This is a genomic window from Burkholderia sp. BCC0419, from assembly GCF_902830285.1.
Classification (GTDB): Bacteria; Pseudomonadota; Gammaproteobacteria; order Burkholderiales; family Burkholderiaceae; genus Burkholderia.
In genome coordinates this window covers 53,054-78,383 of record NZ_CADESR010000015.1, presented here as the reverse complement: position 1 = coordinate 78,383, position 25,330 = coordinate 53,054, and the positions used below count along the sequence as shown (strand labels likewise).

The 25,330-nt window shown below is 67.8% G+C and carries 25 protein-coding genes; 9 read left to right on the top strand and 16 right to left on the bottom strand.

Annotation, left to right across the window (positions count from 1 at the left end; translation table 11 throughout):
• Window positions 1-9: 9 nt before the first annotated feature.
• Complete coding sequence (locus tag HWW87_RS35700; RefSeq protein WP_244107407.1) at window positions 10-1,068, bottom strand: transporter; 1,059 nt, start codon at window positions 1,066-1,068, stop codon at window positions 10-12.
• Window positions 1,069-1,177: 109 nt separating this feature from the next.
• Between HWW87_RS35700 and HWW87_RS35695 the strand changes: the two genes are divergently transcribed.
• A complete protein-coding gene (locus HWW87_RS35695; protein WP_175824209.1) occupies window positions 1,178-2,275 on the top strand; it encodes a helix-turn-helix domain-containing protein in 1,098 nt (365 codons plus the stop codon).
• Between the two features lie 100 nt (window positions 2,276-2,375).
• On the opposite strand, the gene HWW87_RS35690 is transcribed toward HWW87_RS35695, so the two are convergent.
• The 5 genes from HWW87_RS35690 to HWW87_RS35670 all read right to left on the bottom strand — a co-directional run bounded on the left by HWW87_RS35690 (window position 2,376) and on the right by HWW87_RS35670 (window position 7,303).
• Entirely contained in the window at window positions 2,376-3,467 is a 1,092-nt protein-coding gene (locus HWW87_RS35690) for a porin (RefSeq protein ID WP_175824208.1), read from the bottom strand.
• A 159-nt stretch (window positions 3,468-3,626) separates the two neighbouring features.
• A complete protein-coding gene (locus HWW87_RS35685) occupies window positions 3,627-4,349 on the bottom strand; it encodes an SDR family oxidoreductase (RefSeq protein WP_175824207.1) in 723 nt (240 codons plus the stop codon).
• Window positions 4,327-5,448, bottom strand: a complete 1,122-nt coding sequence (locus HWW87_RS35680; protein WP_175824206.1) for a 2,3-butanediol dehydrogenase — start codon at window positions 5,446-5,448, stop codon at window positions 4,327-4,329. The genes HWW87_RS35685 and HWW87_RS35680 overlap by 23 nt, the downstream gene beginning before the upstream one ends.
• Window position 5,449: 1 nt before the next feature.
• Window positions 5,450-6,751: an MFS transporter gene (locus HWW87_RS35675; RefSeq protein ID WP_175824205.1), complete on the bottom strand. Its 1,302-nt coding sequence runs from the start codon at window positions 6,749-6,751 to the stop codon at window positions 5,450-5,452.
• An 18-nt stretch (window positions 6,752-6,769) separates the two neighbouring features.
• The gene (locus HWW87_RS35670) at window positions 6,770-7,303 is read right to left on the bottom strand and encodes a 2,4'-dihydroxyacetophenone dioxygenase family protein (RefSeq protein ID WP_034205782.1); all 534 of its coding nucleotides are present in this window, start codon (window positions 7,301-7,303) and stop codon (window positions 6,770-6,772) included.
• Between the two features lie 176 nt (window positions 7,304-7,479).
• Between HWW87_RS35670 and HWW87_RS35665 the strand changes: the two genes are divergently transcribed.
• Window positions 7,480-8,460 (top strand): helix-turn-helix domain-containing protein, encoded by a 981-nt coding sequence (locus HWW87_RS35665; RefSeq protein WP_175824204.1) that lies wholly within the window; start codon window positions 7,480-7,482, stop codon window positions 8,458-8,460.
• Between the two features lie 95 nt (window positions 8,461-8,555).
• On the opposite strand, the gene HWW87_RS35660 is transcribed toward HWW87_RS35665, so the two are convergent.
• From HWW87_RS35660 to HWW87_RS35645, 4 genes are all read right to left on the bottom strand, one after another.
• On the bottom strand, window positions 8,556-10,121 hold the full coding sequence (locus HWW87_RS35660) for a GMC family oxidoreductase N-terminal domain-containing protein (protein WP_175824203.1): 1,566 nt from the start codon (window positions 10,119-10,121) through the stop codon (window positions 8,556-8,558).
• A gap of 195 nt (window positions 10,122-10,316) precedes the next feature.
• The gene (locus HWW87_RS35655) at window positions 10,317-11,285 is read right to left on the bottom strand and encodes a helix-turn-helix domain-containing protein (RefSeq protein WP_175824202.1); all 969 of its coding nucleotides are present in this window, start codon (window positions 11,283-11,285) and stop codon (window positions 10,317-10,319) included.
• Between the two features lie 320 nt (window positions 11,286-11,605).
• Window positions 11,606-12,553, bottom strand: coding sequence for an aldo/keto reductase (locus tag HWW87_RS35650; RefSeq protein WP_175824201.1), 948 nt, complete (start codon window positions 12,551-12,553; stop codon window positions 11,606-11,608).
• Between the two features lie 348 nt (window positions 12,554-12,901).
• Window positions 12,902-13,522 carry a LysE/ArgO family amino acid transporter gene (locus HWW87_RS35645; RefSeq protein ID WP_175824200.1) on the bottom strand — a complete coding sequence of 207 codons (621 nt, stop codon included), beginning with the start codon at window positions 13,520-13,522 and terminating at the stop codon, window positions 12,902-12,904.
• 110 nt (window positions 13,523-13,632) lie between these two features.
• Between HWW87_RS35645 and HWW87_RS35640 the strand changes: the two genes are divergently transcribed.
• Window positions 13,633-14,526, top strand: coding sequence for a LysR family transcriptional regulator ArgP (locus HWW87_RS35640; RefSeq protein ID WP_006480142.1), 894 nt, complete (start codon window positions 13,633-13,635; stop codon window positions 14,524-14,526).
• Window positions 14,527-14,574: 48 nt separating this feature from the next.
• Here the strand turns inward: HWW87_RS35640 and fnr are convergent, their stop codons facing one another.
• The 3 genes from fnr to HWW87_RS35625 all read right to left on the bottom strand — a co-directional run bounded on the left by fnr (window position 14,575) and on the right by HWW87_RS35625 (window position 16,790).
• Window positions 14,575-15,321: a fumarate/nitrate reduction transcriptional regulator Fnr gene (fnr, locus tag HWW87_RS35635; RefSeq protein ID WP_174390198.1), complete on the bottom strand. Its 747-nt coding sequence runs from the start codon at window positions 15,319-15,321 to the stop codon at window positions 14,575-14,577.
• 103 nt (window positions 15,322-15,424) lie between these two features.
• Window positions 15,425-15,892 (bottom strand): universal stress protein, encoded by a 468-nt coding sequence (locus tag HWW87_RS35630; protein ID WP_175824199.1) that lies wholly within the window; start codon window positions 15,890-15,892, stop codon window positions 15,425-15,427.
• 490 nt (window positions 15,893-16,382) lie between these two features.
• Window positions 16,383-16,790, bottom strand: coding sequence for a DUF3005 domain-containing protein (locus HWW87_RS35625; protein WP_175824198.1), 408 nt, complete (start codon window positions 16,788-16,790; stop codon window positions 16,383-16,385).
• A 278-nt stretch (window positions 16,791-17,068) separates the two neighbouring features.
• On the opposite strand from HWW87_RS35625, the gene HWW87_RS35620 reads away from it, so the two are divergent.
• Complete coding sequence (locus HWW87_RS35620) at window positions 17,069-17,302, top strand: hypothetical protein (protein WP_006480138.1); 234 nt, start codon at window positions 17,069-17,071, stop codon at window positions 17,300-17,302.
• A 137-nt stretch (window positions 17,303-17,439) separates the two neighbouring features.
• Complete coding sequence (gene epsC / locus HWW87_RS35615) at window positions 17,440-18,360, top strand: serine O-acetyltransferase EpsC (RefSeq protein WP_050017187.1); 921 nt, start codon at window positions 17,440-17,442, stop codon at window positions 18,358-18,360.
• Between the two features lie 124 nt (window positions 18,361-18,484).
• Here epsC and HWW87_RS35610 read toward each other — a convergent pair whose 3' ends face one another.
• The 3 genes from HWW87_RS35610 to HWW87_RS35600 form a co-directional block, all read right to left on the bottom strand.
• Complete coding sequence (locus HWW87_RS35610; protein ID WP_175824197.1) at window positions 18,485-19,288, bottom strand: SDR family oxidoreductase; 804 nt, start codon at window positions 19,286-19,288, stop codon at window positions 18,485-18,487.
• Window positions 19,288-19,923: a GTP cyclohydrolase I FolE gene (gene folE / locus HWW87_RS35605; protein WP_174433639.1), complete on the bottom strand. Its 636-nt coding sequence runs from the start codon at window positions 19,921-19,923 to the stop codon at window positions 19,288-19,290. Before folE ends, HWW87_RS35610 begins: the two co-directional genes overlap by 1 nt.
• Window positions 19,924-20,019: 96 nt before the next feature.
• On the bottom strand, window positions 20,020-20,946 hold the full coding sequence (locus HWW87_RS35600; protein WP_175824196.1) for a LysR family transcriptional regulator: 927 nt from the start codon (window positions 20,944-20,946) through the stop codon (window positions 20,020-20,022).
• A 116-nt stretch (window positions 20,947-21,062) separates the two neighbouring features.
• On the opposite strand from HWW87_RS35600, the gene pobA reads away from it, so the two are divergent.
• The 4 genes from pobA to HWW87_RS35580 all read left to right on the top strand — a co-directional run bounded on the left by pobA (window position 21,063) and on the right by HWW87_RS35580 (window position 25,328).
• Complete coding sequence (pobA, locus tag HWW87_RS35595) at window positions 21,063-22,295, top strand: 4-hydroxybenzoate 3-monooxygenase (protein WP_175824195.1); 1,233 nt, start codon at window positions 21,063-21,065, stop codon at window positions 22,293-22,295.
• 143 nt (window positions 22,296-22,438) lie between these two features.
• A complete protein-coding gene (locus HWW87_RS35590; protein WP_174390191.1) occupies window positions 22,439-23,155 on the top strand; it encodes a 3-oxoacid CoA-transferase subunit A in 717 nt (238 codons plus the stop codon).
• 69 nt (window positions 23,156-23,224) lie between these two features.
• A complete protein-coding gene (locus tag HWW87_RS35585; RefSeq protein WP_175824194.1) occupies window positions 23,225-23,881 on the top strand; it encodes a CoA transferase subunit B in 657 nt (218 codons plus the stop codon).
• 88 nt (window positions 23,882-23,969) lie between these two features.
• A complete protein-coding gene (locus HWW87_RS35580) occupies window positions 23,970-25,328 on the top strand; it encodes a 3-carboxy-cis,cis-muconate cycloisomerase (RefSeq protein ID WP_175824193.1) in 1,359 nt (452 codons plus the stop codon).
• The last annotated feature ends 2 nt before the right edge of the window (window positions 25,329-25,330 follow it).

Below are 25,330 nucleotides of genomic sequence, written 5' to 3'. Positions count from 1 at the left end.
CCGTTCGGGTCACAGCGGAAACACGGCCTTGAGCCAGAATGCCGCGCCTTCGGGGCGGTTCCGCACGTCGGTTTCCATCTGGTATTTGGCAGTCACGAACCAGCCCTTTCCGCTGTCGTACTTGATCGACGGGCCGATCGCGAACGAACGGCCGCGATCGCCGGCGATGGTCTGCCCGGCCTGCGAATCATCCGTCATCTGCCGATAGAAGTAACCACCCGCACCGAGCGTCAGCCCGTTGCCGAAGCCCCAGCCTGCCGAATAGTCGACGATGAGCTCCTGGCCGGACCGATAGTCCGTCGCGGGGTTGCGCCGGTTGAGGGTCCACATGACCTTGGCGTCGAACACGGGCCCGGTGCGGCCGCCGTACGAGACGCCGGCGATCGGCTGGATCGCCCAGTAGTGCCGGCCCAGGTTGGCCAGGTCATTCCTGGCGTACCGGCCGGTCGGCGCGAAGACATCGACGGCGAGCAGCGTATGGAGCGTCGGCGTGACGTGCCAGCCGAGCGCCGGCCCGAACGTCATGTCGCCGATGCCGGTCCGTCGCTGCGATTGCCCGCCCGCGTGGACGTCGAGCGTGACGAGCGGCAGCAGCGCATGCATGGCCAGCGACGCGCCGGCGAAGGTGTACGGCGTCACCCACACGATCCGCGGCGTGACCGCATAGGCCGTGATGCTGAAATCCGGCGGCGCGACGTTGCGGCCATCGTTGTCGCGCAGTTCGCCGGCGTGGTAGCGCTCGGTATAGATCAGTGCATAGAGCCCGGGCGGCGGCAGCGCGCAGCACAGGTAACCTTCCGCGCCCGTCGGGTACACGGAGCCGCCGCCTTCGGTCGCATGAGCGCCGTGCGCGGCGGCGAGCGCGGAAAGCATCAGGGAAATGCGTAGCTTTTTCATCGTTTGTTTCCTGCTGCGGCGCATGAGTGGCCGCTGTTCGTCTTCGGGCGGTGTGTTTGACGGCGTGACCCGGCAAACCCGAACGGATGGGGGGCCGCTGGTCAGCAGGGTGCCGCGCCGTACCGCCGGTCGCATGTGTTTGCGTGCAGAGCCGTCAGGAGTGCGGTGCATCTAGGTGAAATCTTTATCGCGTCAGGTAGCGTCCCGGCCGGGCATGAGCGTTATGCGAATTTTTTTTTGCGCGGCCGCGTCGTATGCTTCGATCGGATCCCCTCGATGTATGACCGGCACGCGTCGCCGCACACGACCGGGAAGTCGGACGAGTCGATCATCGCGCCTGCGGTGTATGGATGCAGGCGGCCAGGTAACGGACGGACTTGAAAGCCGGATTCTTCTGGAGATGAACATCATGATCGAGTCGGGAGCGCTTTCGCGGCGGCGGGAGGGCGGCATTGCGTGCTGGTCGGAGCAGATCCGGCATCGATTCTTTCCGCTGGAACTGAGCGCCGGCGCATCCGGCGAATTCGACGCTCGCGTCGACGTGTTCGATCATGCGCGCTGCCGCGTCGCGCGCGTGTCGGCAAGCGCGCACAGCGCCTCCATCGGGCGCGACGCGTGCGGGACGCTGAAGCACCGCTATGTGAAGGTGATCTGGCAACTGAGCGGGGCGGCGACGCTCGAACAGCGTGCGTGCGAGGTGCTCGTGCCGCCCGGGCATTTCACACTGTACGAGGCCAGCAGTCCGTACTGGATTCAAAGCGACACCGGCGGCGAGTTCGTCACGATGCTGTGTGAAGTGGCCAATCACGACGTGCTGCTGGCATTGGCCCGGCACGCAATCGGCCGCGCGATGCCGACGACGGGCGGCGCGGCCGTCGCGCTCGCCAGCTTGCAGGCGATGATCGCCGAGGGCCCGCGCATGAATCCGCGCAGCCGGTTCGGTGTGCTGGAGCTGGTGGCGGCGCTGATCGCCGAGGAAATCGATTTTGCGGACGGCACGGCGCCCGCGTCGCGGCGCAGGCTCCGCGAGGCGTTGCTGCGCGACGCGCAGCACTACATTAATCAGCACCTGGACGACGGCGAACTGTCGCCCGATCGGATCGCGGCCGCATTGAAGGTCTGTCGCCGCACGCTCTACCAGGCGTTCGAATCGGTCGGCGAAAGCCCGCAGGCGATGATCCAGCGTCTACGGCTCGAGAAGTGCTACGACGTGCTGTCGCAGACCGGCGCCGACGGTGCGAGCATTACGCGCCTCGCGTTGCAGTCGGGATTCTCCGATCCCGCGTATTTTGCGAGGCTGTTCCGCCGGCGTTTCGGTGTCACGCCGTCGCAGTGTCGGGATGCGGCGATGCGCGACACGGGCGGTCCATTGCGGTAACCGTTGTTGAAAGGGGACGAAGGCAGCGGCCCGGCGCCGCGCCTTCGTCGTCAGTCGCGCCGGATGCCGGAACGCCGGAATGCCGACACGCCGCGCCGGATCAGAACCGCGTACTGAACCCGATCCGCGCGACCGACTGCAACGTGCCGCTCGAGGCGCCGTTCGCGTCCATCACGCCGTTGATTTGCGCGTGGCTGCCGCGGCTTGCGCGTTGATGCACGCCCGCGACGTACACCATCGTGCGCTTCGACAGCCAGTACTGGACGGCGGCGAGCAATTGATGCGCATGCGCGTTGTCGAGCGTGTCGTTACCCTTCATGTACGTGTAGCTCGCGCCGACCACCCATACCGGCGACGGCCGCCACGTGGCGCCGGCTTCCGCCGACCACGCGCCCGCCCCGTTCTGCGCGTTGTGCACGGTCGTGAAGAGCGCCTTGCCCGTGACCGTGCCGACCGTGTAGTGCACGCCCGCGCCCCAGTTGCGTACGCTGGTGGGCGGCAGGCCGTCGGCCGCGCCGTATTTCTGGTTCGTATAGGCGGCGCCCGCGCCGAACGGGCCGTTGTCGTAGCTGACGCCGACGCTGACCGTGTTGTTCGCGCCGATCGATCCCGCGACGTTGCCGAAACCGTACAGCGCGCCGAAGGTCAGGCCCGACAGCGACGGGCTCGTGTACTTGACCGAATTCGCGACGCGATTGCTGCCGGCGACGCGGTCCCAGTCGAATGCGCCGGTCGGGTTGTTCGGCAGCGCGAGCCGGTCGAACGGCCCGTTGCGAAAGCCGTACAGGCCGACGAGGTCCTGCGCGATCTCGTTGCCGCCGGCAGCCAGCGAATCGACCATGAACTCGTACTGGTTGCCGAGCGTCAGCGTGCCGTACCGGTCGTTCTGCAACCCGACATAGGCCGTGCGCGCGAACAGCCCGCCGCCGATGATCGAGCCGTTGCCGAGCGAATACTGGTTGACGAGCCGGAAGATCGCACGCGTGCCCGCGCCGAGATCCTCCTTGCCTTCGAAGCCGAGCAGGTTCGGAAAGAAGATGTTGTCGTCGAATTTTGCGGCGCCATGGCCGCCTTGATTGCTGACGTAGCTGATGCCGGCATCCATCAGCCCGAACATCGTCACGCTGCTCTGGGCGAACGCCACGGCCGGAAGCGTGCAGGCCGCGAGCGCCAGAAAGGTCTTTCTCGTCATCTCCAAAGTGCTCCTCACATGGTCCGATCGAGTCGGATATTTTTTAGTCGGACTACTGATTGATATGAAGAAAACTGAGCCGGGCGAACCCGGTTCAGCGACGGTCAAGCGGAGCCGTGACGCGCAACGGGCATCGGCAGATCGCGCCGATGCGCCGCGCTAGACCGTCGAATACCCGCCGTCCACCGGCACGACCGCGCCGGTGACGAACGACGCGCCGGGCGAGCACAGGAACAGGATCACTTCCGCGACTTCGTCGGCCGTGCCCCAGCGCCCGAGCGGCGTGCGTTCGAGGATGCGGCGCGACGCCTGCGTGTCAGCCATCAGCCCGCTGCTGAGCGGCGTGTCGATCCAGCCCGGCGCGACCGCGTTCACGCGGATGCCGCGATCGGCCCACGCTTGCGCGAGCGAACGCGTGAGTTGCGCGATGCCGCCCTTGCTCGCGCTGTACGCGGGCCGGTCCTTGCTGCCGAAGTACGTGTACATCGACGCGATATTGACGATGCTGCCGCCGTTCGCCGCCAGCGCGGGCCGCGCGGCGTCGGATGCCCGCATCACCGACGTCAGGTTCACGTTCAGCACGTGCTCGAACTGGTCCATCCGGTACTCGTCCGCGTGGCGGCTGATGCCGACGCCGTTGACGAGCACGTCGAGCAGCGGCAGCGCGGCGATCGTGCGCGTCAGTGCCGCGCCGTCGGCCACGTCGAGTTCCACGCAGCGGATGCCGGCATGCACCGGCGCATGCGGGCCGGCTGCGTCGAGCCCGAGTGCGACGACCGATGCGCCGGCCTGCGCGAAGCGCAGCGCGGTGCGCGCGCCGATGCCCGACGTGCCGCCCGTCACCACGACCGACCGCCCGTCAAACGCCCACTGACGATTCATGCTCGACACTCCCGATGGTGGATGCGCGACGGGCCGGCCGCTGCGCGGGTGAAACGAGGATCTTGATCTGCGTGCGATCGGCAAGCAGCGCGTCGAAGCCGTCGGCGACGGCATCTTCGAGCGCTACGGTGCGGGTGACGATCGATGTGAGGTCGAGCGCGCCCGACGCGGCGATGCGCAGCAGGTCTTCGTACACATGCCGATAGCCGACGCTCGCGGTGAAGGTCAGCTCGTCGTTGACCGCGCGAAACGCGTCGAAGCCCGCCTGCGGCATCAGGCCGACCATCACGACGCGGCCGCCCTTGCGCAGTGCCCGCATCGCCGATTCGAACGTGGCCTGCAATCCGGCCGCTTCGAAACTCGTATCGACGCCGAGCCCGCCCGTGGCCGAGCGAATCGCGTCCTGCAACGCGGACGCATCGAGCCCGCACGCATCGAACGCATGCGTCGCACCGAAGCGCGTGGCCGCCGCGAGCCGTTCGGGCGACACGTCGACGGCGACGATCGTCGTCGCGCCCTGCAGCTTCGCGAGCATGATCAGCAGCAGGCCGATCGGCCCGAGCCCGAACACCGCGCAGGTGTCGCCGAGCCGCAGTTCGCCCCGCCGCAGCGCGTGCAGCGCAACGGCGGCCGGCTCCATCACCGCGGCCTGTTCGAGGCTCACGCCGTCGGGCAGGCGATGCAGCATGTAGGCCGGCACGACCGCGAAGTCGGCCATCCCGCCGTCGCCCATCAGCCCGGCGAAGCCCATCGACACGCACAGGTTGTACGACCCCGAGCGGCAGTACGCGCACTGGCTGCAGCGATACTCGGGCTCGACGGCGACGCGGTCGCCCGCGCGCAGCGTCGTCACGCCTTCGCCGACTTCGACGACGGTGCCGCAGAACTCGTGGCCGAGCGTCAGCGGCGCGGTGCGGCGCGACAGCGGATGCGGCGCGTCGACCGGAATCGCGTGCGGGCCGTCCGCGTATTCATGCAGGTCGCTGCCGCAGATGCCGCAATACGCGACCGCGATGCGCACGTTGCCGGGGCCGACGCGCGGCGTGTCGATTTCCACGAGACGGACGTCGCGCGGGCCATGCCATTGAAGTGCGCGCATGTCAGCGTCCTCCGAGGTTCTGCGTATCGAGACGGCCGGCGGCGGCGCCTGCGAGCGCGCGCTTGCGCAGCACGGCCGGCGCGGTTTCGACGAGACCGAACGACAGCACGCACGCGAGGAGCGCGCCGGTGGTCGACGTCCACATCGCGAACTGCAAGCCGTATTTGTCCGCCGCGAAGCCGGCGACGGTCGGCGCGACGAAGCCGCCGATCAGCTCGCCGGCGCCCATGATCAGCCCGAGCGCGCTCGCGATCGCGCGCGGCGGCACCGTTTCGGCCGGGATCGTCGCCATGAACAGCGTGAAGCAGCCGAGGCCCGTGTACGTGACGAACACGAGCGTGCCGAGCGCCCAGACCGAGCCGACGTGGATCAGCACGACCGGGCACACGGCCGCGATCAGCGCGAACCCGATCATCGTCGGCTTGCGGCCGATCCGGTCGGAGATCGCCGGCACCGCGAAGCCCCAGAACACCCACGCGGCGCCGAGGCAGGTCATCACGACGCCCATGTCGGACGGCGACAGGTGGCGGCTTTCCACGAGGAACACCGGCGCGAACGAGATGACCACGACGAACCACGTGAGGAAGCAGCAGCTGATCAGCACGCACAGCAGGATGTTGCGTTCCTTCAGCAGGGCCCAGCGGCTGACCGCCGCGCCGCCGGCGGCCGAGACCGCGGCGGTATCGGCCTGCACGTGGCGCACGCCGCCGGGCGGCACTTCGCGCACCCAGCGCCAGAGGCAGAACGCGATCAGGAAGCCCGGAATGCACGACACGTAGAACGCCTCGCGCCAGCCGTATGCGGTGGCGATGCCGATCACGACCGGCGGCCCGATCATCGCGCCGAGCAGGCCGGCGGCCGAGCCTTGCAGCAGGCCCATGTTCAGCCCGCGGCGGCTCGGCGTCGAACTCTCGACCATCAGCGATTGCGACAGCGGCAGCACGGGGCCTTCGGCGATACCCATCAGCGCGCGAAACGCGATCAGGCTCGCGAAGCCGACGACGAGGCCCGACAGCGCCGAGCACACGGAAAAGCCGAGCACGGCCGCGACCAGCAGCGGCTTGCGCGTGCCGCGCGCGTCGGACCACGCGCCGGTGGCGGCGCCCGACAGCGCCCACGTGAGCGCGAGCGCGGACGACACCATGCCGAGCTGCGTGTTCGTCAGGTGCAGCTCGGCCGACATGAACGGGAACAGGAACGACAGCGCGAGGCGGTCGAAGAACACGAAGCCGAACGTCATGAACAGGATCAGCAGCAGCCTGTTCTCGTACGTCCATGCAGGCCTGGAGGAGGGGGAAGTCATCGTGAGCCTCGCCGCGCGTCAGCGGAACAGCTTCTCGATCGCTTGCGCGCCGAGGCCGACCTTCTCGTAATGCGCCTTGCACATCGCGATGTACGAATGCACGTCGAAGTAGCCGTCGGGATTGCCTGCGTCGTCGAGCCAGATCAGTGGGCCCTTGACGATGAAGAACGCGCGCATCGGCTCGGGATGATCGAATGCGACGAGCGTGTGGCCTTCGCCCGGCGTCTCGTACACGAAATCGCCGCGCGTCGCGGTCCATTCGTGTTCCAGGTAGCCCCATTTGCCCGACAGCGTGTACGCGAACACCTCGTGCGGGTGATAGTGCCGGTTCACGAGCCCGGCTTCCTTCGCCATCAGGATATCGCACCATTTGTTCTGCGACGGCGAGATCCATAGCGGCCGCGACGAAACCGTTTCGGTGAACGGAACGTAATAGCGCTCGTCGTCGGTGGCCGCGTTCGGAATGTAGGCTTCGGGCAGCGCATCGGGCTTGAACGGATTGGCAATCGCCGGGATGTTTTGCCAGAATTCGGATACGGCTTTGTCGACCACGGTTGTCTCCTTGTGTATAGGTGTCGTGGGATCGACTTTAGCCAGCCGGTGCGCGCCGCTCTTGACTGGGCTGGACGAATTGCTTGACCGCGCCGGACATTGCATCGCACCAGAATCCAGACGAACCATCCCCCAATCCGTGCCGCTCCGCACGACAGGCGCCAGCAGGAGGCGACGTGACGAATTCGACCGTTTTTTCACGCACGCGAGGCTCGACGGCCGACGTGCCGGCGCGCGACCGGATGGCGTACTGGGATGCGTTCAACGCGGCGACGCTGGTCGGCCTGCGCTGCTCGTCGCTGTCGCCGGCCGGGCTCGACGTCGAGAAGACCGACATCGCGCTGCCGGGCCTCGGCATCGCCGACATCAGCGGGCAGGATCACGTGATCGAACGCAGCCCCGCGCTGGTGCGCCAGTTGCCGAAGGAGTCGCTGTTCGCGTGCCAGATCGTGAGCGGGCGCGCGTATTTCATCCAGCGCGACCGGTGCCTGCTCGCGGAAGCCGGCGATGTCGTCGTCTACGACACGCGCGTGCCCTATCTGTTCGGATTCCTGACGCCGATGCGGCAGTTGCTGATCGATATCCCGATCACGACGTTCGATGACCGCCTCGATGCGGAGCTGGCCGCGCTGCCGCTGCGGATCGCGCCGAAGCCGGGCGCGGGCGCGATGCTCGGCGCGACGTTGCGTGCGAGCGTCGAGCGGTTCATGAAGACGCCGGTCGAGCGCGACGCCGCGCGGTTCGCCGAGCACACGCGCACGCTGGTCGCGGAACTCATCGACGCGGAAGTGAACGGCGCGGGCGCCTCGCGGGCGTCGCTGTCGTACCTGCTGACCGCGAAGCAGTACATCGCGACGCATCTCGGCGAGCCGGAACTCGCGCCGCAGGCCGTCGCCGAGGCGGTCGGGCTGTCGCTGCGGCATCTGGGCCGTCTCTTCGCGGCCGAAGGCGAGTCGATCACACAGCACATCTGGTCGGAACGGCTGTCGCACGCGCATCGCGAGCTGACCGACGCGCGGCTGCGCAAGACGAGCATCGGCGAGATCGCGTTTCGCTGGGGGTTTTCGAGCCAGGCGCACTTCAGCCGCGCGATCCGCGAGCGCTACGGCGCATCGCCGATGGCGCTGCGCGATGCGGTGCGTGCGGCTGGGGGCTGATGCCGGTTTTCCGACGGTTCGGCGGCGGCGCGTGTATCACGCGCCGCTTTCGTTTTCGTTTTCGGCGCGGCGCGGCGCAGCGCACGCGCATTGCGTCATTCCGCCAGCATGAATTCCGCGCAGCGCTCCGCGATCATGATCGTCGGCGCGTTCGTGTTGCCGGACACGATGCGCGGCATCACCGATGCATCGCAGATCCGCAATCCGTCTACGCCCTGCACCGCGAGACGCGGCGTGACGACCGCGTGCGCGTCGTTGCCCATGCGGCAGGTACCGGCCGGGTGATAGACGGTTTTCGCGCGACGCCGCACGTAGTCGGCGAGCGCGGCATCGGTCAGCGTCTCGGCTTCGCGAACGATGCGTGCGAGCGACGGCGCGCGGAGGATCTGCCGCGCGAGCGCGACGCCCCGCACGAGGCCCTCGACGTCGGCCGGATCGGACAGCGCGCCGCTGTCGAACAGGATCGGCGCGGCCGGATCGTTGCCGCGCAGTTGCACGGAGCCGCGCGAGCGCGGCCGGAGCAGGCACGGGTTGATCGACAGGCCGTGGCCGGGCAGCGGTTCGCGATCGACGTCGCCGACGAGCGTCGGCAGCACGTGGAACTGGATGTCCGGGCGGCCGCTGCCCGTCGTGTCGACGAACGCGCCCGATTCGACGACGTTCGACGTCAGCAGGCCCGAGCGGCTCAGCATCCATTGCAGCCCGTGCCGCAGCGCCCTCCACCCGCGATCCTCGCCGAGCAGGCTGACGGGCGCATCGCTGCGGCCGTAGATCGATACTTCGAGATGGTCCTGATAATTCGCGCCGACTTCCGGGCTGTCGTGCAGCACGTCGATGCCGTGCGTGTGCAGGTGCGCGCCGGGGCCGATGCCCGACAGCATCAGCAGCTTGGGCGTGCTCAGCGCGCCGGCCGCGAGCACGACGTCGGCGCGCGCGGCGGCCGATCCCGCCGCGCCGCTCGCGGTGCGCCATTCGACGCCGGTTGCGCGGCGGCCGTCGAACCGGATGCGCGTCACGCGGCAGCCGGTCAGCACGCGCAGGTTCGGATCGGCGATCGCGTCGGCCAGATAGGTGGCCGCGGTGCTGCCGCGCTGCCCGTCGAAGATCGTCGTGTGATAGAAGCCGACGCCATGCTGCGCGGCGCCGTTGAAATCGTCGTTGTATGCGATGCCGGCTTCCTGCGCGGCCTTCACGAACGCGAGGCTCAGCGGATGCCGGAAGCGTGTGTCGCCGACCTTCAACGGCCCGTCGGTGCCGTGATACGGCTCGGACAGCCGCAGATGCGATTCGGCGCGCTTGAACACGGGCAGTACGTCGTCCCAGCCCCAGCCGGTGCAGCCGAGCGCGGCCCAGTCGTCGTAGTCGTCGCGCGTGCCGCGCACGTACAGCATCGCGTTGACCGAGCTGCCGCCGCCGAGCGTGCGGCCCTGCGGCACGTAGGTCTTGCGTCCCGCCGCGCCGGGCTGCGGCTCGCTTTCGAACGTCACCGTGCGCTGCGTGCCGAGCACGCGGATGAACGTCGCCGGAATCCGGATGAACAGGCTGTCGTCCTTCGGGCCGTCCTCGAGCAGCAACACGCGCCGGCCGGCCTTCACCAGCCGGTGCGCAACCGTGCAGCCGGCCGAACCGCCGCCGACGACGATGTGGTCGTACGTCTCCATCCCGCTTCTTCTCCTTGCTGTCGGGCGGCGGAACGCATGCCGCCGCGCAGGAAGTCAGCTTAGCGAGCGGGCTGCGGCCCCATTTGACCGGGGCGGACGCCGTGCTTGCCTCGCCGGGACATCGCGGCGAGTGGCGGTGTGAGCGGCAGGAAGCGGCAGGAAGCGGCAGGAAGCGGCAGGAAGTGGGAACCGGCGCTAGCGTGCGTCGGCCGGCGCGCGCGCGTCGCTCGGCGTCTCGCCGAACCGCGCGCGATAGCTGCGGCTGAAGTGCGCGCTGTTGTTGAAGCCCCAGCGGAACGCGATCTCGCTGATCGTCAGGTGCTTCAGCGACCGGTCGCGCAGGTCGGCGCGACAGCGTTCGAGCCGCCGCGCGAGGATGTAGCGCGTGAGCGGCATCCCCTCGATCTCGAAGATGCGTGCGAGCTGGCGCGGCGACAGGTTGATCGCGCGGCTGACCGAGCGGCTGTCGAGATCGTCGTCGGCGAGATGGCTGTCGATGAACGCCTTCGCGCGCGACAGCGTATGGACCGTCGACTTCGTCGGAGATGCATCGCCGTCGTGCAGCCGCAGCATCGACTGCACGAGATCGAGGATCGCGGCGGCGCGCCGTTCGCGCGCGTCGGGCGTCGGCTCCTGCGGCGCGGCGAGCAGCGCAACCACCTGCCGCACGGCCCACGACGCGAGCCCGTCGCCGCGGTCGATCTTGACGAGGCTGCGGTAGCGCCACGGGCCGACGCGCGCTTCGAACACGTCGCGCGGCACGTCGAGCACGGTCATCGCCATGTCGGCGGGAAAGCCGTGACCGTACGGCATCGACGTGTCGTACAGCACGAGGTCGCCGGGCCCGTGCTGCATGCAGTCGACGTCCTGGAACGTATAGCCGTGCCCTTCGTGCATCAGGCAGATGAACACGGCGTCGCGCTGGTCCGCGTGAATGTTGTGCGGCGTGCGCACGACCGCGTGCCGGTTCGCGACGATGTCGCATGCGCGGAACAGCCCGAGATCGCGTTGGCTCAGCGACGCATCGATCCCTTCGGACGATTTTCCGCTGCATTCGATCCGCACGAGCGTGCGCGCGACATGGTCGACCCAGAAGTCGACGCGCTCGGCGCCGCGTACGGCGCGCGTCGAGATCGTGGCGATCTCCGTGCTGGTGTCCGGCATGACGTTCTCCCGATGACGGCCCGAGCGGCGCAGTCTCGGGCATGCCGAACGCCGCGGTCAATCCGTGAAAGACCCGGGGCACGCGCGTGACGCGCTTGCAGCGGGGCGCGGCGGGCGATGGCGCGGGCGATGTCCTTCCCGGTCAACGGAAGCGGCCGGGTGAGTCAAGACACGGATGCGATTCCGGGGTAAGCGCTGCCGGCTTACTTCGATGAAGACGACGGCAGCCCGAGCGAAACGTTCTCCTGATAGCCCATCTTGCCGTCGCGAAACTCGACGCTCACGTGGCCCGGCGGTTGGGCGGCCTGCCGCCGACGGTTTCAGGGCGCGCTGGCTTCGTCGATCCGGCGGATGTCGTCCTGATCGAGCGTGACGCGGATCGCTTCGCCGAGCAGGGCGAGCTGCGCAAGCGACGTCGCGCTCGCGATCGGCGCGGTGATCGTCGGCCGCACGATCTGCCACGCGAGCGCGATCGCCGCCGGCTGCGTGCCGTGCTTCGCCGACACGGCGTCGAGCGCCGCGAGGATGCGCAGGCCGCGTTCGTTCAGATAGCCGGCGACGCGATCGCCGCGCACGCTCTTCTTCAGGTCGGCTTCGCTGCGGTACTTGCCCGACAGGAACCCGCTCGCGAGCGCGTAGTAGTTGACGACGCCGAGCTTCAGGTCGCGCACGACCGGCTCGAGATCGCGTTCGTAGCCGGCGCGGTCGAGCAGGTTGTATTCGGGCTGGATGACCTGGTAGGCGGGCAGCCCGTCGCGCGCGCTGATGGCGGCGGCTTCGCGCAGGCGTGCGCCGCTGTAGTTCGACGCGCCGATGATGCGCACCTTGCCTGCGTCGATCAGCGTTTGATACGCGCCGAGCGTTTCTTCGAGCGGGGCCGTGTCGGCCAGGTCGCGGTGCGAGAAATACAGGTCGATGTAGTCGGTCTGCAGGCGGCGCAGCGAATCGTCGACGGCCTTCAGGATGTTGTCTTTCGACAGCCCCGCGCGCGTGCCGAGCATGCCGACCTTGGTCGCGATCACGACCTGTTCGCGCTTGCCGGAGCGCTTCAGCCACTTGCCGATGATCGTTTCCGATTCGCCGCCGTGGTTGCCGGGAACCCAGGCCGAATAGACGTCGGCCGTGTCGATGAAGTTGATGCCGGTGTCGGCGAGTGCGTCGAGCAACGCGAACGATGCGTTTTCGTCGACGGTCCAGCCGAAGACGTTGCCGCCGAACGCGAGCGGCGAAACCTGGATGCTGGAGGTGCCGAGGGTGCGATGTGCCATGTTCCTCTCCGATAACTGCAGATAACGGGCTTGAACTGCGGGATGGGTCGAGGCGATTGCGGCGGGACGGCAGGATGCGCGGTGCGGTTCCGCCGTTGTCGCGGGACACCGGACATTCTCGCCGATCGTTTCGATTCGTGCAGGCGGAGTGATGCCGCGATGGTGGACGGCTTGCGGCAGATGGCGGATACGGCGTCCGCTGCGTGAGCATGCCGTGCGGCTGTGTTCGATCGGGAGCGAATTTTTGCGGCGGGGCGTGCGACGGAAATCAGGCAAGTTGCGCTGGCGTGGCGCCGACGCGGAGGGAAAGCCGGGCGGCAGGCGGCCGCCCGTGCGCAGACGGTGCGGTCAGCGCAACTGCACGGCCGCGAGAAACAGCACCATGCTGCCGATCGCGCCATCCAGCACGCGCCACGCGACCGCCTTGCGGAACCACGGCGCCAGCAATCGCGCGCCATAGCCGAGCCCGAGGAACCACACGACGCTGGCCGTCATTGCGCCGATCGCGAACGCGAGCCGCCCGCCTTCCGGCTCGCGCGCACCGGCCGTGCCGATCAGCAGGAACGTGTCGAGATACACGTGCGGGTTGAGCCACGTGAACGCGAGCGTCATCAGCACGATTGAGAGCACGCTCTGCGGCGGCGGCGCGACCGCGTCGCCGCGGACGTCGAGCGTGTCGTGGCCCGGCTTGAACGCGCGGCGCAGCGCGTTGATGCCGAACCACGCGAGATACGCGAGGCCGACGTACAGCACCGCATGGACGAAGGTCGGATAGCGCTCGACGAGCACCGATGCGCCGCCGACACCCGCGCCGATCAGGATCATGTCGGACACCGCGCACAGCAGCACGATCTTGCCGACATGCGAGCGCATGATGCCCTGGCGCAGCACGAACGCGTTCTGCGCGCCGATGGTGACAATGAGCGACGCGCACAGTGCGGCGCCGTGGGAAAAAGCGAGCCAGTTCATGATGAGGGACAGCCGTGGAAGCAGTAGACGAATGAATCGGGTAGCGCTAGTCTGCGATCGGCAGGGGAATAAGAGAAGCTAAATCACCTAATGCAGATTAAGGAAATCTAATGCTCGACTACGCGTTGCTCGATGCCCTCGCGGCCGTGATCCGGCACGGTTCGTTCGAGCGGGCGGCCAAGGAGCTGAATGTCACGCCGTCGGCGGTGTCGCAGCGCGTGAAGCTGCTGGAGGAGCGGGTCGGCAGCGTGCTCGTCAAGCGCGGGCAGCCGTGTGTCGCGACCACCTCGGGCGCGCTGCTGTGCCGGCATACCGAACGCGTGCAGTTGCTGGAAGCCGAACTGGGCGGCCGAATGCCCGCATTGCCGGGCCAGATCGCGAGCGCGTGGCCGACGTTGCGCGTGGCCGTCAACGACGACAGCGTCGCGACGTGGTTCATCGACGCGGTCGGGCCGTTCTGCACGGAGCGCGAGACGCTGCTCGACCTCGTGATCGACGATCAGGATTACACGGCCTCTCGCATCCGCGACGGCAGCGTACAGGGCGCCGTGACCGCGCAGGCCGAGCCGATCCAGGGATGCCGGTCGGAGCGGCTCGGGCGGATCCGCTATCGCGCGGTGTGCTCGCCGGCGTTCTACGCACGTTATTTCGACGCGGGGATTACGCGCGATGCGCTGCGCCGCGCGCCATGCGTGATGTTCAATCCGAAGGACGGGTTGCAGGCGCGCTTCATTCGGCGCGTGACGCGCGCGGATCTCGATCCGCCGCAGCACTGGATACCGCACGTCGCGGGCTATCTGCGCGCGTGCGAAACGGGATTGGGATGGGGGATGTGCCCGGACCGGATGGTCGACCGCCAGCTGGCGGCAGGTGAATTGATCGACATGTCGCGCGGGCGAACCATCGACATCGATCTGTACTGGCAGAGCTGGCGTCTGTCGATCGGCTGGCTCGACGATTTCAGCGCGGCGCTGAAGGCGCGTGCCGCGCTGTTTCTCGATTGACCGGCGAGGTGATGCAAGCGGCGCGCGACGGGCGCGCGCCGTGCGGGGTCAGAGGTGCTGCAGGCCGTCGAAGTCGACGATCTGCACGTGGCGGCCCTGCATTTCGATCAGGCCGCGCTTCTGGAATTTCGACAGCGTGCGGCTGACCGTTTCGAGCGTCATGCCGAGATAGCTGCCGATGTCCTCGCGCGTCATCCGCAGGTTGAATTCCGACGGCGAGTAGCCGCGCTTCAGGTAGCGCGACGAGACGTCGAGCAGGAAAGCGGCGACGCGCTCTTCGGCATTCAGCGAGCCGAGCAGCATCGTTTGCGACGTTTCGCGCACGATCTGTTCGCTCATCAGCTTGTGCATGCGCAACTGCATCGAGCCGGCTTCCGAGCACAACGCCTTGAGCGCGCTGTACGGAATCACGCAGACCGAGCTGTCTTCCAGCGCGACCGCGGTGCGCGGATGCGTATCGTCGCAGATGCCGTCGAGGCCGAGCGCTTCGCCGGCGAGGTGCAGGCCCGTGACCTGTTCGCGGCCGTCGTGGCGCGTCGCGACGGTTTTCAGCGAACCCGAGCGCACTGCGTACAGGTTGTCGAATGCGTCGCCTTCGCGGAACAGCGCTTCGCCGCGCTTGACCGGGCGTGCCGCGCAGATGACCGACTCGAGGCGGCTGAGCGCTTCGGGCGCCAGGCCCTGCGGCATGCACAGATGCCGCATCGCGCACGACGAGCAGTGCGGGGCCTGACGGGGAGCCCAGCCACCGGCATGGGGCGTGGCGGCTGGGCGGGTGGCGACGGGCGTCAGCATGATCGTTTACTCCGGCGTTGAATCGACGAAATCATTGTCCCACCGCAAGTTGCCGCTGTCGGGTGACAAAACGTCGCGACCGGCCGCGCCTGCCGAACGCCGCTCAGGCAGTCGGCTCGTCCGCGTTGGCGGCCGCCGGAATCAGCAGCACGGGCAGCGTCGCGTGGCGCACGCATTGTTCGGCGATGCTGCCGAGTACGAGGCGGCGGAAGCCGCGGCGGCCGTGCGTGCCGAGCACGAGCAGATCGGCGCCGAACGCTTTCGCGCCATCGAGGATCAGCGACGATACGTCGTTGAGCGACGTCGCTTCGTTCAGCCGCGTTTCGCCTTTCACGCCGGCGGCCTGCATCAGCTTCGCGAAATCCTGCGCGAGCGTGTTGCCCTGCGCGACGAGCTGATCGCGCAGCACGGACGGATCGTAGCCGGGCACGTTGTAGTAGATCGCGGCGTTCTCGACGACGTAGAACGGCTGCAGCTCCGCGCCGTGCGCTTTCGCGAGCGCCAGCGCGGCATCGAACGCATGGCGGGACGTGTCGCTGCCGTCGACGGCAACCAGAATACGCTTGTACATAGTGTCTCCGAGTGGCGGGTTGAAACGAAGTCGGCCGGATGGCCGATCGGGCTGGGCAATGCGCGATGCTGCGAGGCAGAGTAAACCAACGGGCACGATCGTGCAGCGAGATACCCGCCGTGCCGCGCGGCCGCGCGATTTCTGTGGATGACGTGCGTGGCCATGCGCGCGACGCATGCTGCATTGCGCGATGTGTGTCGTGTGTTCGGCGCGCGCATCGACCCGGCACGGCAAGCAAGTCGGTGCGCCTCACGTATCGCCATTCAATCGCAACTGCGCCGTGGCGCGATGACTTCGGTCAACGTATGTGCGTCGATGCGATGCACGGCATGCATGACGGCGAATGCCCATGCCCATGCGCGGAATCGTTCGCTCCGGCACCGTGCGGGCGAGTATCGGCGCGCGGTCGAATCGCACGCGCCGATGCACCGTCATCGATCGATGACGGTGTCGGTTCCCAAACGAACGATCGATTCAAACGCCGCGCCGGCTATCCCGGCACGACCGTCAACTCGATGATGCGCTCCGGCCGGCGGCTGTGGCCGGGCCAGTACGCGCTGCCGTACATCCGGTGAACGGGACCGAACGGCGCGTCGCCCGCAGGCGGCGCGGCGAAGCCTTTCTCGATCACCCTGTAGCCGGCGCGCAACGCGAACATCGGATGATTGCCGTCGGGGCGGCTGTCGAACCCGGCGAGCCCGTCGCCGGCTTCCGGCATCGCGTTGACGAGCGACGCGTTGCTGCGCGTGATCTGGTCGGGCGAAATCGGCCCGGCCCCGGCGAGGCGCGACGCTTCGCGGTTCTTGCCGTCGGTGTCGACCGTGCTGTCGTGCGTGTCGTCGTTGTCGAGTTCGATGCTGCGCGGATGCGCACGCGCGGTTTGAGCGGATGATTCCATCGCGGCTCTCCTGGCGGCGACACGCTCCGGATCGAAGCAAATCCCGTTCCGGGCACGACGGGAAAAGGCGCGCGGGCGATCGCCGCGGTCGCGCGACGCGCACTGATTTGTCATGATTTATTTCAGCTAGAAGACGCGTTTTCTACAGAGTATGATTCTTTTCCTGCGAAGCGGCGACAGGGGATGGAGTCTCGCCGCCTCTGCCCGCGCCGGGGCGCCGCAGCACCCTTAAAGACGGGTAGTGAACAACAAAGCAAGGGACTAGAGGTGGCGGATTCATGCAAGCGACTACTGCCTTCACGCACCGCGGTTATCTGTTGAATTGCGCGCCCGCACGCGCCAGTGACGGTTCATTCAAGCCCTATGTCGTGATCTCCCGATCGAGCGACGGAGAACTCGTGGCGAACCGGTTTTTTCCGATCGAGCTCCAGTTCAACGACGAAGGCGACGCGATCGCGCACGCGCGCGACTGGGCCGTGCGCTGGATCGACGCGAGCAGCATCTCGATGTGACGCTGTCGTATTCGAACAGCGTCGGCCATCCGGCCGATCCCCGGGGGGCCGCTCCCCGACAAAAAACGCGGTAATCTTGTGGAACCCGTCACTTTATTAGCGGCCGTGCTATCGAGCGCGGCTGCCCGCATTGGCTTATGTCGACATCACCCGCCCGTCAGTGGGGCCTCGAAGAAATCGTCGCCGGCTTGCGCGAGTCGCGCGAGGAACTCCATCGCACGCGCCATCCGCGCGGCATTCGCGAACTGCCGTCGCGCGATGCGATCTGCAAGATTGTGACCGGCCTGCGCGCGTCGATGTTTCCGACGCACTACGGCGCGCCCGATCTGACCGACGAAAGCGTCGACTACTACGTCGGCCACACGCTCGAAAGCACGCTGCGCGTCCTGTCCGAGCAGATTCGCCGTGCGCTGCCGTTCCTGCCCGAGCATGTCGATACGCCGTTCGCCGAGCTCGACGAACGCGCGTTCGAGATCGCACGCGAATTCGGCCGGCAGTTGCCGGCGATCCGCGCGCTGCTCGTCAGCGACATCCAGGCCGCGTACGCGGGCGATCCGGCCGCGCAGCACATCACCGAGATCCTGCTGTGCTACCCCGGCGTGTTCGCGATGATGCACCATCGGCTCGCGCATGCGCTGCACCAGCTCGGCGTGCCGCTGCTCGCGCGCTTCATCAATGAAATCGCCCACTCGGCGACCGGCATCGACATCCACCCCGGCGCGCAGATCGGCCCGAGCTTCTTCATCGACCATGGCACCGGTGTCGTGATCGGCGAAACCGCGATCATCGGCGAGCGCGTGCGCGTGTACCAGGCCGTCACGCTCGGTGCAAAGAGTTTCCCGGCCGATGGCGAAGGCGCGCTGGTGAAGGGCAACGCACGGCACCCGATCGTCGAGGACGACGTGGTGATCTATGCGGGTGCGACGATTCTCGGCCGCGTGACGATCGGGCGCGGCTCGGTGATCGGCGGCAACGTGTGGCTCACGCACAGCGTGCCGCCCGGCACGAGCGTCGCGCAGGGCAAGGTCCGCGAAGGCGGGAGCGCCGAGAAGCCGTAACGCGGCGGGCGGCGGCGCGGGTGTCGCTTGCGCAACGCAGGTGAGGGTGGGCGGCTGCTGTGCAGCCGTCGGCGCGCACCCCGACGTGCAAACGCGGCTCAATGCCGCCGCCGTACCTCTGAAGTCAGTGCTTGCCGTCCGGCGAGCGGTGCTTGTACAGCACGTCCTGGTCTACGCGGATCAGGTTCTGGCCCGCATCGACGACGAAATCCACGCCGTTGTACGCATTGCCCGTCAGCAGCAGGATCGCGCTTGCGACGTCGTCGGGGCCCGCGATGCGCGCGAGCGGCGTCGATGCGCGGCTCGCGTGTTCGAAGTCGGCCTGCGTCTGGTCGTCGCTCGGCAGCATCAGCCCCGGGAACACCGCATTCACGCGGAGCACCGGCGCGGACGACAGCGCGAGCATCTGCGTCAGGTTGCCGAGCGCGGCCTTCGCGACCGTGTAGCTGAAATGGTCGCGGTGGAAGTTTTCCTTGATCTTCTGGTCGACCACGTTCACGACGACGCCCTGCGTGCCGGCCGCGCGGGCCCGTTCGTAGAACGCGCGCGTGAGCAGGATCGGCGCGCGGCAGTTGACGGCCCACGCCTGGTCGAACGCCGCGAGATCGAAGCTCGGGAAATGGTCTTGCCAGAACACCGATGCGTTGTTGACCAGCACGTCGAGGCGGCCGAAGCGCGCATAGACCTGATCGATCAGCGCGGTGGTCTGCGCGGCATCGGACAGGTCGGCCTGCAGCGCCACCGAATCGTGCCCGCGTTCGGCAATCGCGCGGGCGGCGGCCTGCGCGGCATCGGCCGAACGGTCGTAGTGCACCGCGGTGCGATAGCCGTGCGCGGCGAAATACTCGGCGAACGCGCGCCCGGCCCGGCGCGCGGCGCCGGTCACGAGCACGACGGGCGCGTGCGCCGTTTGCTTCGTGGACTGCATTACGTGTTCGTCAGGTTGACTGAAGACGGATTCGCGACGATCGACAGGAATTCGCGCCGCGTCGACGGATCGGTGCGGAACGAGCCGAGCATGCGCGACGTGACCATCTCGACGCCCGGCTTGTGCACGCCGCGCGTCGAGATGCACTGATGCGCGGCTTCGAGGATCACGCCGACGCCCTTCGGCTGCAGCACGTCGAACAGCGTGTCGGCGATCTGCACGGTCATCTTTTCCTGGATCTGCAGGCGCTTCGCGAACGCGTCGACGAGGCGCGCGAGCTTCGAGATGCCGACGACACGATGGTTCGGCAGATACGCGACGTGCGCGCGGCCGATGATCGGCACCATGTGGTGCTCGCAATAGCTTTCGAAGCGGATATCCTTCAGCACGATCATTTCGTCGTAGCCGTCGACTTCGCTGAAGGTGCGCGCGAGGATCTCGCGCGGCTCCAGCGCATAGCCGGCGAAGAACTCCTCGTATGCGCGCACGACGCGTGCGGGCGTGTCGAGCAGGCCTTCGCGCGCGGGATCGTCGCCGGCCCAGCGCAGCAGCACGCGGACGGCGTCTTCGGCTTCTTCACGGCTCGGCCGGGCGGCGACCGCCTCGGGCTGCGCGGATTTCTTTCCCTTACCCATGTAGTGGCTCCATCGAAGGCCGCCTGCGGCGGCCAATATCCGGCCATTGTTTCATGCTTTCGCCGGTCGTGCGTGCGGGCCGCCGCGCCCGCTTCTTCACTTCGGCCATTCGTCCTGCTCGTCGTTGAACAACGATGCGACGACGCCGCGCAGCCACGCAGTGCGCGGGTCGTTGTGGTACTTGCGATGCCAGTGCTGCTTCAGGTCGAAGCGCGGCAGCGCGAGCGGCGGCTCGACGGGCACGATGAACGCGTGCTCGGCCGCATACGCATAGCCGATCGCGTGCGGCACCGTCGCGATCAGGTCGGTGCGGCTCAGGATGAACGGCAGGCTCATGAAGTGCGGCGTTTCGAGCACCGCGCGGCGCTGCATGCGCTGCTTCGCCAGATATTTCTCGAGCACTTCCTGGCTGCGCCCTTCGGCACGCACCACCGCGTGTCCGCACGCGAGGAACTGCTCGACCGTGAACGGCGGCGTCTGCTCGAACGGATGGCCGCGTCGCATCAGGCAGACGAACCGGTGCGTGAACAGCCGCTGCTGGAAGAAGTTGTTGCCGTCGAGATCGGGAAAGTAGCCGACCGCGAGATCGATCGACCCGGCTTCGAGGCCGCGTCCGACTTCGTCGTGCGCGGGCGAGACCGAACGCAGATTCGCGTGCGGCGCAAGCGTCGCGAACGCCTGCAGCAGCTTCGGCAGGAACACGATCTCGCCGACGTCCGACAGCGCGATCGAGAACGTATGCGTGCTCGCGGCCGGATCGAAATCGTGCGGTGCGACGAGGCCGCGCTCGATCTGCGCGAGCGCGTCGCGGGCGGCCGGCAGCAGCGCGAGCGCGCGCGGCGTCGGCTCCATCCCGCGCGACGTGCGCACGAACAGCGGATCGCCGAAGTACTCGCGCAGCCGGCCGAGCGCCGTGCTCACGCGCGGCTGGCTCACGCCGAGCAGATCGCCCGCGCGGCTCACGTTGCGCGTGTCGTCGAGGGCGACGAGGTAGGGAATCAGGTTCAGATCGAGCGCATCCATCAGCAGGTCACTATCCGGGAAACGTATACAACTTATCTCCAAAATCGCGTTGCCGCATAGTCGGGAAAGCGCTCAAATTGTTTCCACTACTCGAACCAAAGTTCTGGAGACGAACAATGCGCACCCAAGTCGCCATCATCGGCGCCGGCCCGTCCGGCCTTCTGCTTTCCCATCTGCTGCGCCTGCAAGGCGTCGATTCCATCCTCGTCGAAGCGCGTTCGCGCGAATACTGCGAGAACCGCATTCGCGCCGGCGTGCTGGAGCAGGGCACGGTCGACACGCTGAACGAAGCCGGCCTCGGCGACCGGATGCGCCGCGAAGGGCTCGAACATCACGGCATCGAGCTGCTGTTCGACGGCCAGCGCCATCGCATCGACCTGTCCGAACTGACCGGCGGGCGCGCGATCACCGTCTACAGCCAGCACGAAGTGGTGCGCGACCTGATCGCGGCCGGCGTCGAGCACGGTCATCAGATGCATTTCGAAGTCAGCGACGTCGCGCTGCACGATGTCGAAAGCGAGCACCCGTTCGTCACGTTCAAGCACGCGGACGGCCGCGCGGACCGCATCGACTGCGATTACATCGCCGGCTGCGACGGCTTCCACGGCATCGCGCGCCAGACGATTCCCGCCGAGCGGCTGAACACGTTCGAGCGCGTCTATCCGTTCGCGTGGCTCGGCATCCTCGCCGACGCGGCGCCGTCGCTCGACGAACTCGTGTACGCGCACCACGACAACGGCTTCGCGCTGTTCTCGATGCGCTCGCCGACGGTCACGCGCCTGTACCTGCAGTGCAAGCCCGACGAGGATCTTGCCGAATGGTCCGACGCGCGGATCTGGGACGAACTGCACACGCGCTTCTCGAACGACACCGGCTGGACGCCGACCGAGGGCCGGATCACGCAGAAGAGCGTGACGCCGATGCGCAGCTTCGTGTCGGAGACGATGCAGCACGGGCGCCTGTTCCTCGCCGGCGACGCCGCGCACATCGTGCCGCCGACCGGCGCGAAGGGCATGAACCTCGCGGTGGCCGACGTCCGCGCGCTGTCCCGCGCGCTCGGCGCGCGCTACCGCAACGGCGACGCGACGCCGCTCGAGCGCTATTCGGCGACCTGCCTCGAACGCGTGTGGCGCGCCGAGCACTTCTCGTACTTCATGACGAACATGCTGCATGCGTCGCCGGACGACTCGCCGTTCGTCAATCGCCTGAAGTTTGCCGAGCTGAAATACGTGACGCGTTCGCGCGCCGCCGCGCAGTCGCTCGCCGAAAACTACGTCGGCTTGCCGTTCGACGACGCGACCGCCCCCGAGGGAACCCGCCTTGACAACGCGCTGTGCGCGACTCTATGATCGGCCATCGTTCGCTAATCGAATCTAGGTTCGACTAGCGAACAAATGCCGAGGGTCGACTCAGGCCTCCGGCGCGGCACGCGGCACACGCGTGTCCCCTCGACAGGCCGCGCACGAGCCGCGGGTTCGCATCAGGAAGAGACATGGTCAACAAGATTTTCGAATCGCTTCAGTCGGCGGTCGCCGACGTCCACGATGGCGCGACAATCATGATCGGCGGTTTCGGCACGGCCGGCATGCCGTCCGAGCTGATCGACGCGCTGATCGAACAGGGCGCGCGCGACCTGACGATCGTCAACAACAACGCGGGCAACGGCGAGACGGGTCTCGCGGCGCTCCTGAAGGCGAAACAGGTGCGCAAGATCATCTGTTCGTTCCCGCGCCAGAGCGACTCGCAGGTGTTCGACGCGCTGTACCGCGCGGGCGAGATCGAGCTGGAACTGGTGCCGCAGGGCAACCTCGCAGAGCGCATCCGCGCGGCGGGCGCCGGCATCGGCGGTTTCTTCACGCCGACGGGCTACGGCACCAAGCTCGCGGAAGGCAAGGAAACGCGCGTGATCGACGGCAAGCCGTATGTGTTCGAGACGCCGATCCACGCCGATTTCGCGCTCGTGAAGGCGTACAAGGGCGATCGCTGGGGCAATCTCGTGTATCGCAAGACCGCGCGCAATTTCGGACCGATCATGGCCAGCGCCGCGAAGGTCGCGATCGTCCAGGTGTCGGAAGTCGTGCCGCTCGGCGCGCTGAACCCGGAACACATCGTGACGCCGGGCATTTTCGTGCAGCGCGTCGTCGAAGTGCCGCAGGCCGCGCATGCGGCCGAGCTGGCCGCCGAACACGCAGCATCGCAAGCCGCCTGACCGCCCTGAACTTTGTATGGGACCGGAGTAAGCGCTGAAGCGCCAACTCCGGTCGACAGGAGACCCGACATGAAACGACTGACCCGCGATGAAATGGCCAAGCGCGTCGCCCAGGACATCCCCGAAGGCGCGTACGTGAACCTCGGCATCGGCGTGCCGACGCTGGTGGCGAACCACCTCGATCAAGCCAAGGAGATCTTCCTGCACAGCGAGAACGGCCTGCTCGGCATGGGCCCGGCGCCCGCGCCCGGCGAGGAAGACGACGAACTGATCAACGCCGGCAAGCAGCACGTGACGCTGCTCACCGGCGGCGCGTATTTCCACCACTCGGATTCGTTCGCGATGATGCGCGGCGGCCACCTCGACTACTGCGTGCTCGGCGCGTTCCAGGTGTCGGCGAACGGCGACCTCGCGAACTGGCATACGGGCGCGCCCGATGCGATTCCGGCCGTCGGCGGCGCGATGGACCTCGCGATCGGCGCGAAGCAGGTATTCGTGATGATGGAGCACCTGACGAAGCAGGGCGAAAGCAAGATCGTCGCGCAGTGCTCGTATCCGGTCACCGGCGTGCAATGCGTGAGCCGTATCTATACCGATCTCGCCGTGCTCGACGTGACGGCAGACGGCCTCGCGGTGAGCGAGATTTTCACCGACCTGTCGTTCGACGAACTGCAGAAGCTGACCGGCGTGCCGCTGATCGACGCGACGCAGAAGGCCGCCGCCTGAACGGCAAGCGTGCCGGTGCGCGCATTCGAGCGCACGCCGGCACGCTTGGGTAGACAATAGGCGCACGCCGCTTCCCCATTCTGATGCCATGCTCGAAGACAGCGCCCGCCTGACCTCCCTGATCTGCGGCACCGAGCCGCTCAACCGGATCTGGTCGCCCCGCGCGACGATCCAGCGAATGCTCGACGTCGAGGCCGCGCTTGCGCGCGCGCTCGCCGCGCAGCAGGTGATTCCCGCCGCCGCGGTCGCGCCGATCGAACGCGCGTGCGATGCCGGCCGGCTCGACGCCGACGCGCTCGCGCACGGTGCGGCGCTCGGCGGCAATCTCGCGATTCCGCTCGTCAAGCAGCTCACCGCGCAAGTGAAGGCCGACGACCCGGAGGCCGCGAAGTTCGTGCATTGGGGTGCGACGAGCCAGGACATCATCGATACCGCGACCGTGCTGCAGTTGCGCGACACGCTCGACGTGCTCGAACCGATGCTCGACGAAGCCTGCGCGTCGCTCGCGGCGCTCGCGCGCACGCATCGCGCGACGCCGATGATCGGCCGCACGTGGCTGCAGCAGGCGCTGCCGATCACGCTCGGCCTCAAATTCGCGCAATGGCTCGATGCGCTGCTGCGCCATCGCGCGCGCTTTGCCGAATTGCGCGAGCGGGCGCTCGTGCTGCAGTTCGGCGGCGCGGCCGGCACGCTGGCGAGCCTGCGTGAACACGCGGCCGGCGTGACGTCCGCGCTCGCGGCCGACCTGAAGCTCGCGGCGCCGGCCGTGCCGTGGCATACGCAGCGCGACCGCATCGCGGAAGCCGCATCGTGCTTCGGCATGCTGACCGGCACGCTCGGCAAGATCGCGCGCGACGTGTCGCTGCAGATGCAGACCGAAGTCGGCGAGCTCGGCGAACCGGCCGCGGCCGGCAAGGGCGGCTCGTCGACGATGCCGCACAAGCGCAACCCGGTCGGCTGCGCGGCCGTGCTGACCGCCGCGGTGCGCGCGCCGAACCTCGTCGCGACCGTGTTCGCGGGGATGGTGCAGGAGCATGAGCGCGCGCTCGGCGGCTGGCAGGCCGAATGGGACGCGTTGCCCGACCTCGCGCGCCTCACCGGCGGCGCGCTCGCGCAGATCGCGCAGATCGTCGCGGGCCTCGACGTCAACACCGAACGCCTCGCCGCGAACCTCGACCTCACGCACGGGCTGATCCTCGGCGAAGCCGTGATGCTCGCGCTCGGCGACCGTATCGGCCGGCTCGATGCGCATCACGTCGTCGAGCACGCGTCGAAGGAAGCCGTGCGCACCGGCGCGACGCTGTTCGACGTGCTCGCCGCCGATGCGACCGTGTCGGCTCACCTGTCGCGCGACGCGCTCGCGCGACTGCTCGATCCCGCACATTACGTCGGCGAGGCGCAGGCCTATGTCGACGCCGTGCTCGCGCTGCATGCGGGCGCGCAATAACC

Bases quoted from the DNA above. Each gene is read 5' to 3' on its own strand.
- HWW87_RS35700 (WP_244107407.1), bottom strand. From the start codon at position 1,068: ATGCACCGCACTCCTGACGGCTCTGCACGCAAACACATGCGACCGGCG.
- HWW87_RS35695 (WP_175824209.1), top strand. From the start codon at position 1,178: ATGACCGGCACGCGTCGCCGCACACGACCGGGAAGTCGGACGAGTCGA.
- HWW87_RS35690 (WP_175824208.1), bottom strand. From the start codon at position 3,467: ATGACGAGAAAGACCTTTCTGGCGCTCGCGGCCTGCACGCTTCCGGCC.
- HWW87_RS35685 (WP_175824207.1), bottom strand. From the start codon at position 4,349: ATGAATCGTCAGTGGGCGTTTGACGGGCGGTCGGTCGTGGTGACGGGC.
- HWW87_RS35680 (WP_175824206.1), bottom strand. From the start codon at position 5,448: ATGCGCGCACTTCAATGGCATGGCCCGCGCGACGTCCGTCTCGTGGAA.
- HWW87_RS35675 (WP_175824205.1), bottom strand. From the start codon at position 6,751: ATGACTTCCCCCTCCTCCAGGCCTGCATGGACGTACGAGAACAGGCTG.
- HWW87_RS35660 (WP_175824203.1), bottom strand. From the start codon at position 10,121: ATGGAGACGTACGACCACATCGTCGTCGGCGGCGGTTCGGCCGGCTGC.
- HWW87_RS35655 (WP_175824202.1), bottom strand. From the start codon at position 11,285: ATGCCGGACACCAGCACGGAGATCGCCACGATCTCGACGCGCGCCGTA.
- HWW87_RS35650 (WP_175824201.1), bottom strand. From the start codon at position 12,553: ATGGCACATCGCACCCTCGGCACCTCCAGCATCCAGGTTTCGCCGCTC.
- HWW87_RS35645 (WP_175824200.1), bottom strand. From the start codon at position 13,522: ATGAACTGGCTCGCTTTTTCCCACGGCGCCGCACTGTGCGCGTCGCTC.
- HWW87_RS35640 (WP_006480142.1), top strand. From the start codon at position 13,633: ATGCTCGACTACGCGTTGCTCGATGCCCTCGCGGCCGTGATCCGGCAC.
- fnr (WP_174390198.1), bottom strand. From the start codon at position 15,321: ATGCTGACGCCCGTCGCCACCCGCCCAGCCGCCACGCCCCATGCCGGT.
- HWW87_RS35630 (WP_175824199.1), bottom strand. From the start codon at position 15,892: ATGTACAAGCGTATTCTGGTTGCCGTCGACGGCAGCGACACGTCCCGC.
- HWW87_RS35625 (WP_175824198.1), bottom strand. From the start codon at position 16,790: ATGGAATCATCCGCTCAAACCGCGCGTGCGCATCCGCGCAGCATCGAA.
- HWW87_RS35620 (WP_006480138.1), top strand. From the start codon at position 17,069: ATGCAAGCGACTACTGCCTTCACGCACCGCGGTTATCTGTTGAATTGC.
- epsC (WP_050017187.1), top strand. From the start codon at position 17,440: ATGTCGACATCACCCGCCCGTCAGTGGGGCCTCGAAGAAATCGTCGCC.
- HWW87_RS35610 (WP_175824197.1), bottom strand. From the start codon at position 19,288: ATGCAGTCCACGAAGCAAACGGCGCACGCGCCCGTCGTGCTCGTGACC.
- folE (WP_174433639.1), bottom strand. From the start codon at position 19,923: ATGGGTAAGGGAAAGAAATCCGCGCAGCCCGAGGCGGTCGCCGCCCGG.
- HWW87_RS35600 (WP_175824196.1), bottom strand. From the start codon at position 20,946: ATGGATGCGCTCGATCTGAACCTGATTCCCTACCTCGTCGCCCTCGAC.
- pobA (WP_175824195.1), top strand. From the start codon at position 21,063: ATGCGCACCCAAGTCGCCATCATCGGCGCCGGCCCGTCCGGCCTTCTG.
- HWW87_RS35590 (WP_174390191.1), top strand. From the start codon at position 22,439: ATGGTCAACAAGATTTTCGAATCGCTTCAGTCGGCGGTCGCCGACGTC.
- HWW87_RS35585 (WP_175824194.1), top strand. From the start codon at position 23,225: ATGAAACGACTGACCCGCGATGAAATGGCCAAGCGCGTCGCCCAGGAC.
- HWW87_RS35580 (WP_175824193.1), top strand. From the start codon at position 23,970: ATGCTCGAAGACAGCGCCCGCCTGACCTCCCTGATCTGCGGCACCGAG.